This window comes from Vreelandella venusta, assembly GCF_007989605.1.
GTDB classification, from domain to species: Bacteria; Pseudomonadota; Gammaproteobacteria; order Pseudomonadales; family Halomonadaceae; genus Vreelandella; species Vreelandella venusta.
Window position 1 is genome coordinate 15556 of the sequence record NZ_BJUL01000012.1, and the last position, 19170, is coordinate 34725.

15 protein-coding genes are annotated in these 19170 nt (G+C 51.8%); 5 read left to right on the forward strand and 10 right to left on the reverse strand.

Features of this window, described 5'->3' with window-relative positions:
* Positions 1-142: 142 nt before the first annotated feature.
* A complete protein-coding gene (locus HVE01_RS13870; RefSeq protein ID WP_146944780.1) occupies positions 143-1057 on the reverse strand; it encodes an MBL fold metallo-hydrolase in 915 nt (304 codons plus the stop codon).
* Between the two features lie 53 nt (positions 1058-1110).
* Positions 1111-1749 (reverse strand): DsbA family protein, encoded by a 639-nt coding sequence (locus HVE01_RS13875; RefSeq protein ID WP_125751543.1) that lies wholly within the window; start codon positions 1747-1749, stop codon positions 1111-1113.
* 83 nt (positions 1750-1832) lie between these two features.
* On the opposite strand from HVE01_RS13875, the gene HVE01_RS13880 reads away from it, so the two are divergent.
* Positions 1833-2786, forward strand: coding sequence for a LysR family transcriptional regulator (locus HVE01_RS13880; protein WP_125751540.1), 954 nt, complete (start codon positions 1833-1835; stop codon positions 2784-2786).
* Between the two features lie 20 nt (positions 2787-2806).
* Here HVE01_RS13880 and HVE01_RS13885 read toward each other — a convergent pair whose 3' ends face one another.
* Positions 2807-3256 carry an META domain-containing protein gene (locus HVE01_RS13885; protein WP_146944782.1) on the reverse strand — a complete coding sequence of 150 codons (450 nt, stop codon included), beginning with the start codon at positions 3254-3256 and terminating at the stop codon, positions 2807-2809.
* Positions 3257-3934: 678 nt separating this feature from the next.
* On the opposite strand from HVE01_RS13885, the gene thpD reads away from it, so the two are divergent.
* A complete protein-coding gene (gene thpD / locus HVE01_RS13890) occupies positions 3935-4918 on the forward strand; it encodes an ectoine hydroxylase (RefSeq protein ID WP_146944784.1) in 984 nt (327 codons plus the stop codon).
* Positions 4919-5047: 129 nt separating this feature from the next.
* Entirely contained in the window at positions 5048-5713 is a 666-nt protein-coding gene (locus HVE01_RS13895; RefSeq protein WP_125751531.1) for a fumarylacetoacetate hydrolase family protein, read from the forward strand.
* A gap of 131 nt (positions 5714-5844) precedes the next feature.
* Here the strand turns inward: HVE01_RS13895 and speA are convergent, their stop codons facing one another.
* Positions 5845-7764, reverse strand: coding sequence for a biosynthetic arginine decarboxylase (speA, locus tag HVE01_RS13900; RefSeq protein WP_146944786.1), 1920 nt, complete (start codon positions 7762-7764; stop codon positions 5845-5847).
* Positions 7764-8720 (reverse strand): homoserine kinase, encoded by a 957-nt coding sequence (locus HVE01_RS13905; RefSeq protein WP_146944788.1) that lies wholly within the window; start codon positions 8718-8720, stop codon positions 7764-7766. The genes speA and HVE01_RS13905 overlap by 1 nt, the downstream gene beginning before the upstream one ends.
* A 174-nt stretch (positions 8721-8894) precedes the next feature.
* Here HVE01_RS13905 and polA point away from each other — a divergent pair, with 174 nt between their 5' ends.
* Positions 8895-11669, forward strand: coding sequence for a DNA polymerase I (polA, locus tag HVE01_RS13910; protein ID WP_146944790.1), 2775 nt, complete (start codon positions 8895-8897; stop codon positions 11667-11669).
* Between the two features lie 160 nt (positions 11670-11829).
* Here polA and HVE01_RS13915 read toward each other — a convergent pair whose 3' ends face one another.
* Complete coding sequence (locus HVE01_RS13915; RefSeq protein WP_146944792.1) at positions 11830-12855, reverse strand: Fe(3+) ABC transporter substrate-binding protein; 1026 nt, start codon at positions 12853-12855, stop codon at positions 11830-11832.
* 224 nt (positions 12856-13079) lie between these two features.
* Here HVE01_RS13915 and HVE01_RS13920 point away from each other — a divergent pair, with 224 nt between their 5' ends.
* Complete coding sequence (locus HVE01_RS13920) at positions 13080-14177, forward strand: ABC transporter ATP-binding protein (protein WP_125751522.1); 1098 nt, start codon at positions 13080-13082, stop codon at positions 14175-14177.
* Positions 14178-14208: 31 nt separating this feature from the next.
* Here the strand turns inward: HVE01_RS13920 and HVE01_RS13925 are convergent, their stop codons facing one another.
* The 4 genes from HVE01_RS13925 to dctP form a co-directional block, all read right to left on the reverse strand.
* A complete protein-coding gene (locus HVE01_RS13925) occupies positions 14209-15909 on the reverse strand; it encodes an ABC transporter permease (RefSeq protein WP_146944794.1) in 1701 nt (566 codons plus the stop codon).
* 166 nt (positions 15910-16075) lie between these two features.
* Positions 16076-17407, reverse strand: coding sequence for a TRAP transporter large permease (locus tag HVE01_RS13930; RefSeq protein WP_198350412.1), 1332 nt, complete (start codon positions 17405-17407; stop codon positions 16076-16078).
* Positions 17404-17907 carry a TRAP transporter small permease subunit gene (locus tag HVE01_RS13935; RefSeq protein ID WP_146944796.1) on the reverse strand — a complete coding sequence of 168 codons (504 nt, stop codon included), beginning with the start codon at positions 17905-17907 and terminating at the stop codon, positions 17404-17406. Before HVE01_RS13935 ends, HVE01_RS13930 begins: the two co-directional genes overlap by 4 nt.
* Before the next feature lie 61 nt (positions 17908-17968).
* On the reverse strand, positions 17969-19072 hold the full coding sequence (gene dctP / locus HVE01_RS13940) for a TRAP transporter substrate-binding protein DctP (protein WP_125751509.1): 1104 nt from the start codon (positions 19070-19072) through the stop codon (positions 17969-17971).
* Between the last annotated feature and the right edge of the window lie 98 nt (positions 19073-19170).

Here is a 19170-nt window from a genome sequence, read left to right on the forward strand (position 1 = left end):
CCGAAAGGGCGGCTTTTTCGTATGTGTTTATAAAGTGTCTACAGCGTGGGCGCTTTCACAGCTGAACCTTGCAAGTTGGCTGACCAAGCTGCCATTGCAGAAAGCTAGTCATCGTTCACCTCTATACTATAGAGAGAACTGACTATCCCCAGTCCATTTCCCCCATAGCTACCTTAGCGCCAATTTGAAGTGCAACACTTAGCTTTGCATTTGGGTAGCGACGGGTCATTGCTTCAATGAGTTCATCGCTGTTATTCGCTTTGGCGAGCTCTTCTTCAAATGCTAATAGGTACTCACGTGTATATTGAATCGCGGAAGCATCAATCGCTGCGTCAGGTTGCATGTGGCCGGGTATAACGACCCTAGGAGAACGTGCTGCCATTTCATCAAGCGCTTGTACCCAAGCCGCTCGCTGTTCAGCAGTAGGGGTGTCTGCTGTCCACACATGCAGGTCTGAGAATACCAGCACACCACCAAAAACAGCATCCAGGGAGGGAGCCCAGAGGTAGCGACGATTGGGCAAACCCTCTACGTTAACAATCTGAATGTCTTGACCATCGACTTGCAATGTCTGGCCATCAAACGCCTCGGGCATAACGATTTCATCAACTGATTGTGGTCCGTTTTCTTGGAGCTGGAGTGACCAGGTAGAGATTTTTTTCTCTACATTTCCCTTGATGGCATCAATTGTGGCGGGGGCAGCGATAACTCGAGCATCGGGAAATGCTGCTTGTATCGCGCCAAGGCCAAAATAGTAATCAGGATCGCTTTGGCTAATATAGACAGTGGTTAGCTGCTTACTGCTCTGTTGGATTACCTCGGCAATTGCACGACCATCAGATAAGGTAAAGCTGCTGTCAATTAATACTGCCTCTGTTGCTCCCGTCACCAATACGGGCGCCCGGAAAAAGCCATTTTCTCCCGCAGGAAAATGCCGCCAACTTAATTGGTCATCAGACGCGAGGCTCTTTTTTATGCCGCTTAGATTACCAGTGCTTATAGCAATGGATAATCCCAAGACAGTTAACGACTTTAAAAACATACGCCGAGTAGCCATTTTTTCTTCCTTCTGCAATTTCGTTTAGAGAGCCAATTGATTGAGTTGGCGCGTTACAGCGCGCGTATCTGTTGGGCTAGCGCACTGGGGTTGGTATACAACTCATTCGTAGAAACAACCTTTAGGCTTTCACTCGACTGAGCGATGAACGTGGGCACTCCTCGAACGTCAAGCTTCTGCATTAGCGTTTGAGCCTGTGAAATTCGAGAACGATTGGAATGGATAAGTGTTTCATTGGCATCAGTCATTAGCTCGGCCGCTTGGGTCAGCTCAAGTCTTTGTAGAATTTCAACCAACGTGACTTGAGATGTCACGTCACGACCCTGTACGTAGCGTGCGTATTGGATTGCTTTTAAAGCCTCGAACTCATTGGCGGGTGCGGTAAGTGATACTGCCGTTAGCGCTAGCGTAGCGGCACTACTATCAAACCGTTGATGATGATCGCTTAACACCTGAGCGCGATATAGTTGAGTGAATAGTTGCCCCGTTAGGCGCTCAATCCGTTGATCGTTACTCCAGGCATAGGCCGCGAACTCCTGATCCATTTGCCTTCCGCCACCGTCTGAGAAAAGGCCGCTGGGTAACAGCACCACGTTTATATCGTCTGCCGCGATCACGTCCGAAACAGATGGTGTTGCGCCATAGCACCAGCCACACAAAGGATCGAATAGGTAATACAAAGTGTTATTCATCGTCGAATCTCTCTATACATGATGGACTCGCATGCTAAAGAGATTGTATTGACGGATAAATACATACGAAGCATATTGTGTGTATGGAAAAAGCATACAATCGCAATGAAAGTAAGCTAGCTGGGTTTAATAACTTGCGGCGCTTAACTTACTTTGCGGCAGTGGTTGAAACAGGGTCTTTTACGGCCGCCGCTGAGCGTCTGGGTATCACCAAGGCGGTGGTTAGCCAGCAGGTAGCACGTCTTGAACAAGAGTTTAGAACCTCTCTCCTCACGCGTACGACGAGATCGGTACAGGTTACCTCCGCTGGAAAAGCGTTTTACCAACGCTGTGCCTTGATTCTCCGTGAAGCTGAAGATGCTTTTGATGAGTTAGGCGAAATAGCCCAGGAGCCGACAGGCACATTACGGTTGACGGCCCCTTTCGATTACGGTGTCACCTTTGTGGTGCCGGCGATTGCTGCATATACCCAGCAATATCCCGATTGCCGGGTCGATGCCACGCTGCGGGATCAAAAAGTCGATCTAATGGCTGAAGATATCGAACTGGCTATCCGTGTTGGTTGGCTAACAGAGACAAGCGTGCAAGCAAGGAAGATAGGCTCTTTTCGGCAATTTCTTGTTGCATCGCCAAGCCTTGAAAAAGAGGTGGCGCAGCTCTCACAGCCGGAAGAATTATTGAAATTCCCGTTCATTGCTAATAAAGCGCTGCCCCATCCATTGCAGTGGGAATTTTCACTCAGTAAGGGGGAGCGCAGAACCATCCACGTGCGCGCCTCAATTTTTCTTGATGCGACACTCGCGGTACGCGAAGCGTTGTACGCTGGTGCGGGAATCTCGGTATTGCCGGATTATGTCATTGCAGGCGACATAGCCGCCGGGCGCCTTATACATATTTTGCCCCAGTGGCGTCTGCCCTCCGGCGGCATACATGTCGTTTTCCCATTCGCACGTTTTCGTCCTGCGAAAGTGCGTGCATTTGTCGACATACTTGCGCGTAGAGAGCAGCAGCGACAAGAGGGCGCTTTCATTAAGTAAGCTTGCCTGTACATCGATGGCTAATAAAGATGCACGGCCTCAAATACTGCCACTGGTTTGCCATTGGCGTTTTTAAGTGACAGGGAGCCACCGTCTACTTGCCAAGTGTCTACATTGTTAAGAACGTTTAGCATTGTCTGCTCGTTACGCATTTGTGTGTCGGGGCAGGCCATCATCGTGGTGCCAACTTGTTCAAATGCTATCTGCTGACCATCAACACGGTAACTGCCAATCAAGGTATTGCAGCCAGTTGAGCCAGCTAGTCGTGTATTTTCTTCATGGAGCACAAGATGAGGCTCGCGAAAGTTCTCAGCGGTGATGATGGGTTGCCCTTCAAGCGTGACCAGTTTCCAGTAGGTATTGGTTAGCGTTTCGTCAGGCTTGGCTGCTTGCTGTGGCGCTGAATGTGATTGGCACCCGCTCGCTAGCAGGATAATAAGAGTGGATGCGATAAGGGATAATTTTTTCATAAAGCGTTTCTCTAGGTTTGCGTCATGAAATCATAATCGGATCGTTAATTTTTTTCTACCTTGGCTTATGTTAGATAACTTGTTGAATGTTTTATCTCACCCATTTTTAAGTTTTTATTTAAGTAGTAAGTCGAATTCTTGTATTTTTTTATAACCTGCTGATTGAATCAATTTTTGCGGGCAGTATTTGGTGTGAAAGATATGTGAGTAAGTAAAGTATTATTAGTTATGTTGCCATTGCCTTTATTGCAAATAGGGCTCTGAGGTAAGCGTTTCAGTTTTCCATAGCGCCGAGCCATCTGGTGATGCTTTGGGGCCTATTGGTCTATCGGGTTGGGCGGCTAAATTTACCGTGCCGCCATACTGTATGGCGGCATTTGAATAGAAAAATTCCTAAAGCTCATAGCGCTATCAAGCTTTCTAGTCCGAAGGGAGTGAAAGAAATGCCAGTTTTTATAGTGACTCTGTTTGTGGGTATAGTTTTCCGGATTGGTTTTTAAAAGTTGTTGCTATGTCTTTTAAGAGGTGGTGAAAAAGTTTCATAACACATGTTATAAATTAAGTTATATGGGTTGCAAGGGCTGACTACTTAGCTATCCTACTGCCTGTGTTATGCACTAAATAAAATCGCTACATGTTTTATCGGTCTGAAATTTAATCATACAAGGAGTAGATTAGATGACAGTCAGTAACAACGCTCTCAAAACGATTACTGCCTATAAGCAATATAGTGAAATGTTGGATATGCCGTCGGCGCAACGTAGCGTAGTGAAAGATGACTACCCAACGCGCCTAGCAGCAGCCCCAGCTTCGCTAACGCAAGCGCGCCGCGATGCGGTGGTTAAAGGTCGCAATTTATCAGGGCCACTATCCTCAGCGCAGCTTGATGAGTTTGAACGCAAAGGTTTTTTGTTTATTCCAAACCTCATTTCAGGTGAAGAGCTGGAGGCACTTCGCGATGAAATGACATTATTAATGAATAATCAGGCCTATCGCGATCAGGAATTCAGCATTACCGAGCCAGAAAGCCACGATATTCGTTCGCTGTTTGCCGTGCATAGGCTTTCTAAACGATTAGCTCAACTGGCCTGTGACGAGCGCTTAGCGGGGGCTGCCCGGCAGATTGTTGGTGATGACCCTTACGTGCATCAGTCACGGATTAACTATAAACCAGGCTTTGCAGGTAAAGGGTTTAATTGGCACTCGGATTTCGAGACGTGGCACGCGGAAGACGGCATGCCGAATATGCATGCTGTTAGCGCATCACTGATCTTGACCGACAACCATGAATTTAACGGTCCGCTTATGCTGATTCCAGGCTCCCATTTGGAATTTGTGCCCTGCTTGGGGGAAACGCCGGAGGATAACCACAAAAGCTCGCTTAAAGCACAGAAGGTTGGCGTGCCCAGCCCAGAAGCGCTGACTCAGCTAGTAGCAAAATATGGTATCGAGGCGCCAAAAGGTAAAGCAGGGGGCTTGCTGCTATTTGATTGCAACACGCTGCATGCGTCTAATGCCAATTTGTCGCCTGATCCCCGCAGCAATGTATTCTTTGTGTTTAATCGTCCGGATAATCGCTGTGTTGCTCCGTTTGCTGCTCCCAAACAGCGCCCTAGCTTTTTGGCGCATGAGCCTGATGATCGTTGGACGCCGGACGCATAGCTTAAGGTATCCCTTGTGGTATAAATAAAATGCTGTCGAAGAGGGTGTGGAACATACGCATAGCTGGGGTAGACTGTTGCGCCTGTTGTTGCGAATGCGGCACGCATAATGAGAAGGAGAGGAACCGCCATGCGTTTTGTTCCACAGTTTACCGATGGTCAGGAGTTTCCCCACGCGTTGGGCAAAATCGTCTGCGTTGGCCGCAACTATGCCGACCATGCCAAAGAGCTGGATAACCCAGTTCCCAGTGAGCCGCTGTTATTTATCAAGCCCGCTACCAGTGTGGTGGACTTGACTAAACCCCTTGATCCGCCGTTTTCACGGGGCGATGTACATTATGAAGCCGAGCTTGCGCTTTTGGTGGGAGAGACCCTGACCCACGCGACCCAGGATGAAGCTGAGCGTGCCATTGCGGGCATTGGCCTAGCGATGGATTTAACGCTGCGTGATGTGCAAACCAAGCTGAAAGAGAAGGGGCACCCATGGGAAATAGCAAAAGCATTTGATGGTGCTTGCCCCCTATCTCCTTTTTTGCCACTAAGCCGTATTCCCAATTGGAACGCGCTGGTATTTACCCTTGAGATTGATGGTGAAGAGCGTCAGCACGGAGAAGGTGCCGATATGATCTTCGCCATCCCAACATTGGTAGCGGAAATGAGTCGTCATTTCACCCTAGAGCCGGGTGACGTGATTTTGACAGGTACGCCTGCTGGCGTCGGTGAACTGCCCCGTGGAGCTACGCTGCGTTTAACATTGACCGGTGGGTTAGAAATCACCACTAGCGTAGTAGAGTAGCTGGATGGCGGTGACGCCAAAACCACACTAGCTAAGCGTTAGCCGTTATGCGAAAAGCCACTGACATCGTCAGTGGCTTTTTCGTTGGCCTATTCTATAAGTACTGTTCTATAAGCACGATTCTATAAGCACTATTCTAAATAGGTGTAGCCATCCAGGCCTTCGCTCAGGCTAGCGGCAAACTTTTCCTGTTCTTGGGTTGAGAAGCCGCTAGTGATCAGTTGCTCGGTGAGCTTCTGCTTAAGCACTCGAGCATCAAAATTGACGTAGGCTAAAACATCGGCCACCGTATCGCCTGCCTGTAGGTTAGAAAAGACCCAATCGCCATCGTCACCCAGTGCGGCATCGACGGAATCGGTATCGCCGAACAGGTTGTGCAAGTCGCCGAGAATTTCTTGATAGGCGCCTACCAGGAAGAAACCTAGCCAACGCTCGTCGTCGCTCGCCCACTCGGGCAGCGGTAGAGTGCTCTCCACGCCTTGACCATCTACGTAGCTATCAATGCGCCCATCTGAATCGCAGGTAATATCCTGAATAACCGCGCGACGAGTGGGGGGCTGGTCTAGCCCGCTCAACGGCAGAACAGGGAATATCTGTTCGATTCCCCACACGTCAGGCACCGACTGAAATAATGAGAAGTTGACGAACAGCTTGTCGGCTAGCTTTTCAGCCAGTTCGTCCATAATTTCTCGGTGTGCGCGATTACGGGTATCGAGCTGGCCGCGTAGGCGCGCACAGGCCGCCATATAAAGCCGTTCGCCTTCGGCACGGGCCTTGATATCACTTAAACCCATTACAAAACGGTCTTGCAGCTCACTCACCGCTTGCAGAAGGTCATGCCAAGCTTCCACTAAGACACGGGGCTCCTGGCTTTCGGCTAACTGCTCAAAAACCCGCCATAGAGCTTCCACCTGAAGGTCTTCCTGGGGGGAACGTTCTGGAGGCGAATCATTAACGCGCTCTTCGCCAATCACGTTGGTGATCAGTACGGCATGATGAGCGGTTAGCGCACGGCCTGACTCGCTGATCAGGTGGGGCTGTGGCAGATCCGCCTCCTGACACAGTTGCGCAAAGGCGCTCACGACGTTGCGCGCATACTCCTGCATGGAGTAGTTGGCTGAGCAGTAGCTGCGTGAGCGGGTGCCTTCGTAGTCGATGCCTAGACCGCCGCCAACATCGACGGTATTAACCGGTGCCCCTAGGCTCACTAGGTTTTGGTAAAAACGGGCGCACTCCCGTAGGCCACGCTGGATATCGCGAATATTGGCAATTTGCGAGCCGAGGTGAAAGTGTACTAACTGCAAGCTTTCCAACGCATTTTGAGCGCGCAAGGTTGCGACTACGTCAAGAATTTGGCTGGCAGTCAGGCCAAATTTTGACTTCTCGCCACCGGTGTTTTGCCATTTACCTTTTCCTACTGAGGCAAGCCGTGCCCGCAAACCAATGCGCGGGGTGACTTCCAGCTCACGAGCTTCTTCTAATATAAGCTCCAGCTCAGACAGCTTCTCAACAACCAGATAAACGCGATGCCCCAGCTTTTCACCCAGCAGCGCTAAGCGAACGTACTCGCGGTCTTTATAACCGTTGCAGACAATCAGCGAAGAGCCGCCATCCGACAGCGCCAGCACTGCCAGTAGCTCCGGTTTACTGCCTGCTTCTAAGCCTACGCGACCATTACCCCGTTCGGAGGTAGCGAGGATCTCTTCCACCACGCGGCGCTGCTGATTCACTTTGATCGGATAAACGGCTGTGTAGCCGCCCTGATAGTCGATGTCCTGCATCGCAACATCAAACGCACCGCACAGCTGTTCTACGCGGTCATGCAGAATGTCGCTAAACCTTACTAGCACCGGCAACCGCAGGCCCGCTGTCTGCAACTGACGGACAAGCCCGCTAAGCGGTAGCGCTGGACCTTCTGCGTCGCTGCCAAGCGGGCGGACCAAGGCTTGGCCGTGGTCATCCACGTCAAAGTAGCCACTGCCCCATTGGTCAATATTCCATGTGCGTCGGGCGCGTAAGGCCTGGGCGCTGGTGGTCACCGATTCGATCATCAAGAAACCTCTGGGAGCGGTAGTGCGCCAAATTCAATGCGCGCTTTTAAAATGGTTCGGAAACGCTCAGGGTCATGAGGCGTTAGGTCATGGGCAGGCGGGTCAACATAGACGACTAGCAGGCGCGATAGCCAATATCGCAATGCCGTCATGCGCAACATGGCTGGCCATAATTCACGTTCATCAGCGATGAGAGGGCGACGTGCTTGGTAAGCGCTCAGAATGGCTTCATAACGCTCAGCATTCAACGTGCCATCCTCATTGGTGGCCCAGTCGTTAATGACGATGGCGAGATCAAATAGCAAATCGCCGGTACAGCCGTTATAAAAATCGATAATACCGCCTAGCTGGTCGCCCTCAAACAGCGTGTTATCACGGAATAAATCGCCGTGAAGCGCTCCTTGCGGTAGCTCGCCGTGTTGGCTAAAGGCACCTTCGAAGTCATCGACTTCATTTTTCATCAGTGTTTGGTCATCAGGGCTAATATAGGTTAGCACCTTGTGATGCACCGCTCGTAGCCAGTGAAGGTCGCGCGGGTTTGGCCGATGGCCAGGAAAACGCTGAGAGACAACATGCAAGTGCCCCAACGTATTGCCCAGCGCTTGGCATTGGGCAAGGTTAGGGGCGCTAGGATGCTTGCCGGGTAAGCGTGGAAACAGTAAAGCAGGCTTACCTGCCAAACTGTGTAGCGCAATCCCTTCGCGGTCGTGAATAGTACCGGGCACCGGCAAACGGTGCTCATCCAGGTAATCCAACAGCTCGACAAAAAACGGCAGCTCTTCATGTTCACCCTGTTCAAACAGGGTTAGTACCAGCTCGCGGCGATCGGTGGTCACAAAAAACGTTGAGTTTTCGGTGCCACCGGCAACGCCTTGCAGCGAAACGAAGCTGCCTACATCAAACTTTTCCAAAAACGCGGCGACCTGAACGTCGCTCAGCGGGGTAAATACAGCCATGAGAATCTCGCCCAGGTTGCTAAGCCCATTATTGTAGCGGCTTGCAGGGTCAGTTGGCAGCGTTGTGTGAGTTTGAAATGCGTTATTCGTAGCGGTTGTTTCTGCAGTCATTGCCGTGAACGCGTATCATAGCCAATAGACTTTCTTACTGTGTTGCTAACAATGGAATTGGTTATGGCCCGTGCCCCAATCGTGCTTGTCGATGGCTCATCGTACCTATATCGCGCTTTTCATGCGTTGCCACCGTTAACGACCTCCAACGGCCAGCCTACGGGAGCCGTGAAAGGCGTATTAAATATGCTCAAGCGGCTGATTAAAGACTACCCGGAAAGCCCAATGGCGGTGGTGTTTGATGCGCCAGGAAAAACCTTCCGCGATGAGATGTACAGCGACTATAAAGCTCATCGGCCACCTATGCCCGACGACCTGCGCAGCCAAATTAAGCCGCTGCACGCTTGTGTAAAAGCGCTAGGCTTACCGCTACTGTGCATTGAAGGCGTTGAAGCCGACGACGTGATTGGCACTCTGGCCCATCGTGCCACCCAGGCGGGTCGTGATGCGGTGATTTCGACTGGCGATAAAGATATGGCGCAGCTGGTGAATGACCACATTACATTGGTCAACACCATGAAAGAAGAGACCCTCGACGAAACGGGCGTCAAAGAGAAATTTGGTCTTCCCCCCTCACTGATCATTGATTTTTTGGCACTGATGGGGGACAAGGTTGATAACATTCCCGGTGTGCCGGGGGTGGGCGAAAAGACGGCCATTGGCCTGTTGCAAGGCATGGAAGGTGGTTTAGAGACAATTTACGGAGATCTTGAGCGCGTCAAGACACTCAGCTTCCGTGGTGCGAAAACGTTACCCAAGAAGCTGGAAGAGCACCGTGAACAGGCCTTTCTCTCTTATCAGCTAGCAACCATTAAAACCGACTGCGAGCTGCCCGTGGGGCTGGATGACTTGGATATTGCGCATCCCGACCGTGAGGCGCTGGTAGAACTCTATAAAGAAATGGAGTTCAAGCAGTGGTTGGCTGAGCTACTGGCAGGTAGCGACGAGGGCGTCGATGATGTAAAGGGTGGCGAGCCTGCGCCTGATAACGCTGCTAATGAGGTGGCTGATAGCGCTGCGACTTCCAGCCAGCGGCATGATCACGTCATCGTTGAGCAAGCTGAGTTTGATGCATGGCTAGCGCGACTCAGAAAAGCCAAGCGCTTTTGCTTCGACTTAGAAACGACCAGCCTGAATTATATGGACGCCGATATTGTCGGCGTTGGCTTGGCACTGGAAGCTGGTGAAGCCGCCTATATCCCACTGGCCCATGACTACCTGGATGCCCCCGCTCAGCTTGATCGTCAACAGGTTCTGCAGGCATTAAAGCCGCTGCTGGAAGATCCTGAAAAAACCAAAATTGGTCAGAACCTTAAGTACGATATTTCCGTGCTGGCAAACTATGATATTCGCGTGGTGGGGCCGCTTGCCGACACTATGCTAGCCTCGTACGTGTTGAATTCCACCGCCACGCGTCATGATATGGATTCGCTGGCGCTGAAGTATTTGGGCGAAAAAACCATCTCTTTCGAAGAGATCGCTGGAAAGGGTGCCAAGCAGCTCACGTTTAATCAGATCGCCTTAGAGCAAGCGGTTCCTTATGCCTGTGAAGATGTCGATATCACGCTGCGGCTGCAAGAAATACTGCGCCCTCAGGTGGAGCGGGAAGGGCGTTTGGCGGACGTGTTGGATCATCTTGAGCTGCCGCTGATTAACGTCTTGTCGCGGATTGAACGCAATGGCGTTGCGCTGGATGCCGAACGTCTGCACGAGCAAAGCCAGCAACTAGAGCGCCGTATTCGTGAGCTTGAAAGCGAAGCCTTCGAGTTAGCTGGTCGTGAATTTAACCTTGGTTCGCCCAAACAGCTGGGGCAGATTCTGTTCGAAGAGCAGAAAATTCCGGTGATCAAGAAAACGCCCAAAGGCGCACCTTCGACCGCAGAGGCAGTGCTAGAGGAGTTGGCGCTGGATTACCCCTTGCCCAAGGTGATTATGCAGCACCGGGGACTGGCGAAGCTAAAATCCACCTATACCGATAAGCTGCCGCGCTTGCTCAATAAAACCACTGGGCGGGTGCATACTAGCTACCACCAAGCGGTAACGGCGACAGGGCGTCTTTCGTCGTCTGACCCCAACCTGCAAAACATCCCGATTCGTACGGAAGAAGGACGTAAAATCCGCCAAGCGTTTGTGGCGCGCCCAGGCTACCGCATTGTGGCGGCAGACTACTCGCAAATTGAGCTGCGTATTATGGCGCACCTTTCTGAAGATAAAGGACTTCTGGAAGCGTTTGCGGAAGGGCGCGATATCCATACAGCGACCGCTGCCGAAGTATTTGGTACTGCGCTTGAAAAGGTCTCCGCCGACCAGCGGCGCAGCGCTAAAGCGATCAACTTTGGCCTGATTTACGGCATGAGCGCTTGGGGCCTGTCACGCCAGCTGCATATTGATCGCAATCAGGCGCAAACCTACATCGACCGCTATTTTGACCGTTATCCTGGCGTTGCTCGCTATATGGATCGTATTCGCACCCAAGCCGCGGAAGATGGTTTTGTTGAAACCGTGCTAGGGCGACGGCTGTACCTGCCAGAGATCCACTCGCAAAACCGCAACCGCCGTCAGGGCGCTGAACGCACTGCCATTAACGCGCCTATGCAGGGCACGGCGGCGGATATCATCAAGCAGGCGATGATTGATGTCGATGCCTGGCTTGCTGAAGGGGAGTTTGATGCCCTTATGGTTATGCAGGTGCACGATGAGCTAGTGTTTGAGGTGGCTGAAGGGCAAGTTGAAGCGTTTATTGAGCAGGTCCAAACGCGCATGCAGGCCGCTGCCACGCTTAGTGTGCCGCTGATTGTTGAAGCCGAAAGCGGCAGCAACTGGGATGAAGCCCACTAGTCTTAACCACTAGCATGAAGCCGACTAAGCTGGGTAAGGTTTAAACGGCGTTACGGGGTCGTGACCGACAACCCAATAAAAACCCCTGCAGCTGAGCTGCAGGGGTTTTTTAACGATAGGCTTGAAGCCCTTAAGTCCTGAGCCTTAAGAGCCGCAGAGCTTAACGCCAGCTTACACGATCGAAGATACGGATCGCTTCTGGGTTATTTTCACCCAAGATGCTGATGTTGATATCGTCTTTAGCGAAATCACCCCAAGATTCAAGCACCGGGTTTTTCTTGATGCCTTCCACAACGGGGAACTCGTAGTTACGGTCAGCCAGCACTTCCTGAGCTTCGTCAGAGGCTAAGAACTCCAGGAAACGAATGCCGTTTTCTGGGTTTTGCGCGTTCGCTACTAAGCCAGCGCCGCCAACGTTGACGTGAGTACCACGGTCATCCTGGTTGGGGAAAATCACCCCCACTTTGCGTGCGGCTTCGCGGTCGGCATCTTCATCGGAATGCAGCATGCGAACATAGTAATAGTGGTTTGCAACCGCTAAGTCACACTCACCGCTGGCAACACCAAGAATCTGATCGGTATCGCCGCCTTCTGGGTCGCGCGCCATATTATTTACAACACCTTGGGCCCACTCTTCCGCACCTTCTGCGCCGTGGTGCTCAATCAATGACGCTAGCAGCGACTGGTTATAAATGTTGTTGGAAGAGCGAATGCATACTTGGCCTTCAAACTGCGGATCGGCCAGGTCTTCATAAGAGGTGATTTGGCTGGGGTCAAAGTTCTCACGGTTGTAGAAAATAACCCGTGCGCGCTGGCTAAAGCCAAACCACAAACCTTCAGGGTGACGCATTGATTCTGGCAGGCGCTCGTTAAGCACGTCAGACTCTACGCTTTGAAAAAGGCCGTCCTGCTCGGCGCGCCATAAGCGGCCTGCATCAACGGTAAGCATCACGTCGGCAGGGCTAGCAATGCCTTCACGCTGCATGCGCTCCATCAACTGGTCAGAGTCGCCTTCCAGCACATTAACTTCGATGCCAGTCTCTTCAGTGAACGCTTTGTAGAGAATCTCATCAGAGTCGTAATGGCGGGCGGAGTAAATGTTGACCTCGTTAGCGAGCGCGCTACCTGCAAAAGCAGAACCTGCCATAATGGCAGCTACGGTAGCCGTAAGACGTGCTTTGTTCATAACAAATACCCTGAATGTTTATGATAATAAGTTGCATTAGCGACGTGACGTATTGAAACGCTTCTCTTGGTTGGCGTCAAGTCAAATGCTAATGACACGCATCCGCTGTTTAGCAAGAAACGTGCATCTCTACTCAATAGAAAATAGAATGCAAATAACTTTCAACCGTGTTCGCAGCGGCATGCGTTTATCATGTCGCGGGTGGACGAGACAATGGTGAAATAATGACGGCAACTGTGTCACTTTCCGATGTGTCGGCGCCTGCATCAGCACTGTCGCTTCGTGGTATTCAGCACACGTTCGCGGCTAATAAAGTGGTGAAAGGCATTGATCTTGATATCGCTCCAGGCGAGGTTGTGTGTTTACTGGGCCCTTCTGGCTGCGGCAAAACCACACTGCTTCGGATTGCTGCGGGCTTAGAGGTCGTGCAGGAAGGCACGGTTAGTCTTGATGGCCTATCCATTGCGGCACCCGGTAAGCGCCATGTGCCACCAGAAAAGCGCAATGTTGGTCTCGCTTTCCAAGACTCAGCCTTGTTTCCACATCTTAGCGTGCTAGAAAATGTTACCTTCGGTCTGAAAAATTTGCCCTCTAGCCAGCGCCGGGAGCGTGCGCTGGAACTGCTGGCTCAACTTGGCATGGCCGACTACGCCGAGAGCTATCCACACATGTTGTCAGGTGGACAGCAGCAGCGCGTTGCGCTGGCGCGAGCGCTGGCACCCACGCCTAAATTAATGTTGTTGGATGAACCCTTTTCGAGCCTTGATGCGCGGCTACGTGATCGCATCCGAGACGATACGCTACACGTGTTGAAAAAACTCGGCTCAGCGACTCTGCTCGTGACCCACGATCCTGAAGAAGCCATGTTTATGGCGGACCGCATCGCACTAATGCGGGATGGCGAAATTGTGCAGACGGGCACTCCCCGTGAGCTTTATTGTGCGCCAGTGGCTCCCTTTGTGGTGACGTTTTTTGGCGAGGTGAATGAGTTAAGCGGTATTGTGAAAGGGGGCTTTGTCGCTACGCCCGTTGGGCCGGTAGATGCCAGCTGGTTACCAGAAGGTAGTCACGTTCAGGTGATGATTCGCCCCGAAGCACTGCGCATTAAAGAGCGTGACTTACCCGTCGAGTCGCATAGTCACAGCCATGTGGTTATGGCCAAGCTGCTAGGGCGTTCCAGCCTTATTCACTTATGTGCGCATGGAGAAGATGGTCAGGAAGCCCACCTTCACGCCCGCGTGCCAGGCGTGTTTTTACCCCAGGAGGGCCAGCCGATTGATATCGACTTGGACCACTCCCAGGTATTTATCTTTCCGCGTTAAGTGTTCGCTGTTCAGCGCTTGCTCGCCTCCATTACTCAGCTTGGCTACCAGGGCGCGCCCGGCGCATTGCCAGGCTGAGTAAAATCACCGGTAAGATGCCGACGACCACAATGGTCAGAGAGGCGGTTGACGCTTCAGCTAAGCGTTCATCTGAGGCGAGGCTGTGAGCGCGTACTGCTAGCGTGTCAAAGTTGAAGGGGCGCAGGATGATCGTGGCAGGCAACTCTTTCATCACATCGACAAATACCAGAATCCCTGCTGCCAGGAGACTGCTACGCATCAACGGCGTATGAATATGGCGCAGTGTACCGCCAGCGGTTTGACCCAAGGTGCGGGATGCGGCATCCATGCTCGGTGTTACTTTGCCAAGGCTTGCTTCTACCGCATTGAACGAGACGGCCAGAAAGCGTACGACATAAGCGTAAATCAAAATAAACGCTGAACCGCTAAATACTAGGCCAATGATTTTTCCGTAGTGTTCGTGAAGCCACATGTTCAGCGAGTTATCCAGCCAGGCAAACGGAATCAGGATGCCCACGGCAACCACCGAGCCAGGAATGGCATAGCCCATTGCGGCGATACGGGTGAAAAATCGTGCGCTTGGTGAATTGTTGAGCCTAACCCCGTAGCTCAGGAGTACGGCTAAGCCTACCGCAATCAATGCAGCCACGGTCGCGAGGCTCAGGCTATTCATAGCAAAGCCAATAAATCGTGTGCCAAACAAGCTATCGCCCGTTTCAATGGCCATATTGAGCAAAATACCGCTGGGCAGTAAAAAGCCGATAACAATGGGCAGCAAACACGCCAGGGTAGCACCGAGTGCATGCCAGCCACGCAGCGGATATTCCGGTAGTTGCTGATAGCGGTTAGTGGTATGGAAGTAGCGCCGTTTACCCCGCGAATAGCGCTCTAGAAGAACCAATACAATGACAAAGGTCAGCAGACAAGCGGCTAACTGAGCGGCAGCGACGGGTTCACCTAAGCCAAACCAAGTGCGATAGATCCCCGTGGTGAAGGTATCTACTCCAAAAAACTGCACTGCGCCAAATTCGTTAAGTGTCTCCATCAGTACCAGTGAAACGCCGCCTACTAATGCCGGGCGGGCGAGGGGCAGCGCCACGCTGGCAAATAAGCGCCAGGGGCCACGCCCCAGAGTGCGGCCTACATCTAATACACATACCGACTGCTCAAGAAAAGAAGCCCTAGCTAACAAATACACGTACGGGTAAAGCACAAAGGTAATCAGTGTGGCCGCGCCACCGAGTGAGCGTACATTGGGGAAATAGTAATCGCCCACTCGCCAGTCAAACCATTCACGTAACATGCTTTGTAGCGGTCCGGCTACTTGGAAAAAGTCTGTATAGGCGTAGGCAATGACATACGTTGGTACCGCCAGGGGTAACAGCAGCGCCCATTCAAATATGCGCTTGCCTGGAAAACGGCACATTACCACCAGCCACGCAGTCCCGGCGCCTGTAATCAGAGTGCCAATGCCAACCCATAGCACCAGCCAGAAAGTATTAGAGAGATAACGTGGCAATACCGTGCTTGCAAGGTGCTGCCAAACGCCTTCTGTCGGCACAAAAATATGGCTGAGGACCACAATAATCGGCAGGGCGACAACAAGGGCGATCAAAAAAAGCGCGATTGACCAAGGGTTGAGCGATAGTGAAATGCGTGACGCAAAACCTGAAAGCAGAGCCGATGGTGAGCGGCGAGCTGGCGTAGACACGTCGTTGTCTCCTTGGATGAGGGGCAGCTTGGCTCGTCAATGCGAAAAAATAGCGGCTGCAAATAGTATCACTTGCGTTAGGCTGCTGCAGCCAACATTGTGGCTATCAAAAAAATCCCCCCGCAAGGCGGGGGGAGGTTGTGCGTTTGGCATCAGTCGCTTGGTATCACTGGTAGCCCACCAGCATGCTAGGTAATCCCGTAATCAAACTAGGGAAAAGAGCCATTAGTACGCAGGCGAAAAGGATGATGGCCACAAATGGCACGACGGCTTTATATAGGTCGATGATTTCGACTCCTGGTGGAGCCACTCCTTTCAAATAGAACAGCGCATAACCAAAAGGCGGTGTTAAGAAGGAGGTTTGTAACACCACCGCCACCATGACGACGAACCACAGTACATCCACGCCCATCTGCGAAATGATTGGCAGCATGATAGGGAAGCTAAGTAATACAATGCCAGTCCAATCAAGGAACATGCCGAGAATGAATACCAGGAACAGCATTAATAGCAGTGCACCAATGGTGCCGCCCGGCATGGCCAGTACAAAGTCACTGATCACGGTCATCCCGCCGCCAATCGAGAATACCCCAGTGAATGCTGTGGCCCCGACGAGCACTAACATGACCATCGTCGTGGTTTTGCCAGCTTCAATTAGCGTGTTGTAACAGGTTGATAGTTTGCGGTCGCCGAAAATTAAAAACAGCAGGAACGCGATAAAAACACCAATGGCGGATGCCTCTGTCGCCGTGGCCACACCGGTAAACAGTGCCCCCAAGACGCCGAGAATTAACGACATGGGGGGAACAACATATTTGCCCAGCATGATCAGTAGCTGTTTTGTGCTGACTTCGGCGCGCTCTTCTGCCGGTACTTTAGGGCCGTAGCTAGGTTTGAGCCAGCAGATTACCAGCACATATAGGGCATACATCACCCCCAACATCAGGCCAGGGACTAACGCACCAGCGAAGAGGGCGCCCACTGAGACAGGCGAGTAGCTTGCCATCAAAATCAGCATAATGCTGGGAGGGATTAAAATGCCCAGGCAGCCGCTAGCCATGATGACGCCCGCGCTTAGCTCTTTGTTATAGCCATACTTAAGCATTGGCACTAAGGCAATCATGCCCATAACGGCAATCGACGCGCCGACAATGCCGGTGGTAGCCGCAAGTAAGACAGAGACAACCACCACAGTAAGCGCTAACCCACCACGTAGATTCGCCAGCAGCAAGCGCATGGCATCAAACATTTTTTCGGTGACGCCTGAGTCGTTCAGGAAACGCGCCATTAGAATAAACAGTGGTATCGCCACTAGTACATAGTTGTCCATAGCATTGCCATAGACGTTGTTAATGATGATACCCAAGGTATTAATGCCCGGCCCTAAATATGCGCCGATGACAGCCATGCCACCCAATACGAAGGCAAGCGGATGACCCATAAACAGGCCAACTAAAAGGCCACCAAACATTATCAGCGTCAGTAGTTCTGCACTCATGCGGATGTCTCCTCACGCAGCTGCATAATGGCGCGCAGAACGATAGCAACCGCCTGCAACAAGATAAGCACAGCAGCGACTACGATAACGCCTTTTACCGGATACACCGGGATTGAGACCATTCCGTAGGTCGTTTCGCCTCGACTGAATGAACGCTCGAAAAAGCGCCAGCCGTAGGTCAATAACAGCCAGATAAAGGGTACAAAGAATATCAAGTAGCCGAGTAGCTCTAGTACGGCCTGCTTTTTACGTGATAGCAGACGTTTAATAACGTCGACTTCCACGTGGGCGTGGTGGCGCAACCCATAGGCGGCCATCAGCATAAAGTGAGCGCCGAACAGCATTTTGGTGACATCAAACGCCCAGTCGCTAGGACGGCCAAAGAAGAAGCGCGACACAATGTCGTAAAGCACTATTAGAGTAATGATGGCAATTAACGGTGCAATGATGCGGCCCAGCAGCTCGTTAATTGCATCGATCGCCTTGGCAATCGCGTTCATGGAAGGTCTCCGCAGCTAAGCAATAACCGCCCCCACAGCGCAGGGGCGGCACTTAAACGCCTTATAGGCAGGCTTCGATCTCTTCCAATGAGGGCAGGTTGTCCATCGTACGACTCATGTTGAATGGCGCAGTAACATCACGCCATACAGCGTACTCTTGTAGATAGGTAATCATGGAGTGATAGACCTTCGCGTGGTCGGAGTTTTCACACGCGCCACGTACGATGACATCGTTGGTGATTTCCTGGATGCGCGCCAAGTCTTCTTCTGAGAATTGGTTGATGGTGACGCCCGCATCAATAAACTTCTGGGTCGCTTCGGTAGATTCACGCTCCGACCAGGAAAGTGACCAAGCCATGGTGGCTTCAGCAGCTATTTTTAGCTTAGTCTGGGTTTCTTCAGACAGGGCATCCCAAGCGTCTTTGTTAATCATAACGCCGAAAACGCTTGCCGACTGGTGCCAGCCAGGTGTCGCCCAGTAATCAGCAACTTCAGCAAAACCGGCTTTAAAATCAACGCCTGGAGTCGAGAACTCACCGGCATCAATTACGCCGCGTTCAATCGCTTGATACACTTCACCACCAGCCAGGGTGACCTGGGAGCCGCCTAGCTCTTCGAGCACTCGGCCCTGATCGCGTCCCGATAGACGCAAACGCTTACCTTCAAGGTCTGCGATGCTCTCAATCGGTGTGCGGCCCATAAAGCCAGATTCGTTGTTGGTAATGCCGTAGGGCAAGTACACCATGTTGTACTGGCCGTAGATTTCTTGATAGAGCTCAAAACCGCCCCATTGTTGAATCCAGTTCAAGTAATCCACGCCGTTAAACAGACTGGTAGTGGTGGCCAGAGGAGAGAATGCTGGATTCAAGCCGGCCCAGTAGCCTGGCCAATCGCCAGAGGCTTGGATAGCGCCGGTTTCGGTAGCGTCGAACACTTCAGTGCCAGGCATGAGCGTGCCGCCTGCACGGAAGTTAATTTGTACTTCGTCACCTGCAAGCTGGTTGACAAGCTCTGCCCAGTGCTGATCAACCTTAATCAGGTCAAGGTTTTCGGGCCAGGTAGTCGTCATTGTCCACTGTTCCTGCGCTTGAGCAGTGGAGGTGAGGGCGGCGAAAGCGACACCAGCGGCGAGGCTGGTTAGTGCGAATTTAGTGGTCTTTTTCATTGTATGTTTCCTGGTACTTTGGCGGTTGGCGTTATTAGTGTTTATTACCTGAAAGCAGGAAAGTGCAGTGAGTGTGGCTTACGTTTACGTAAAGTAAA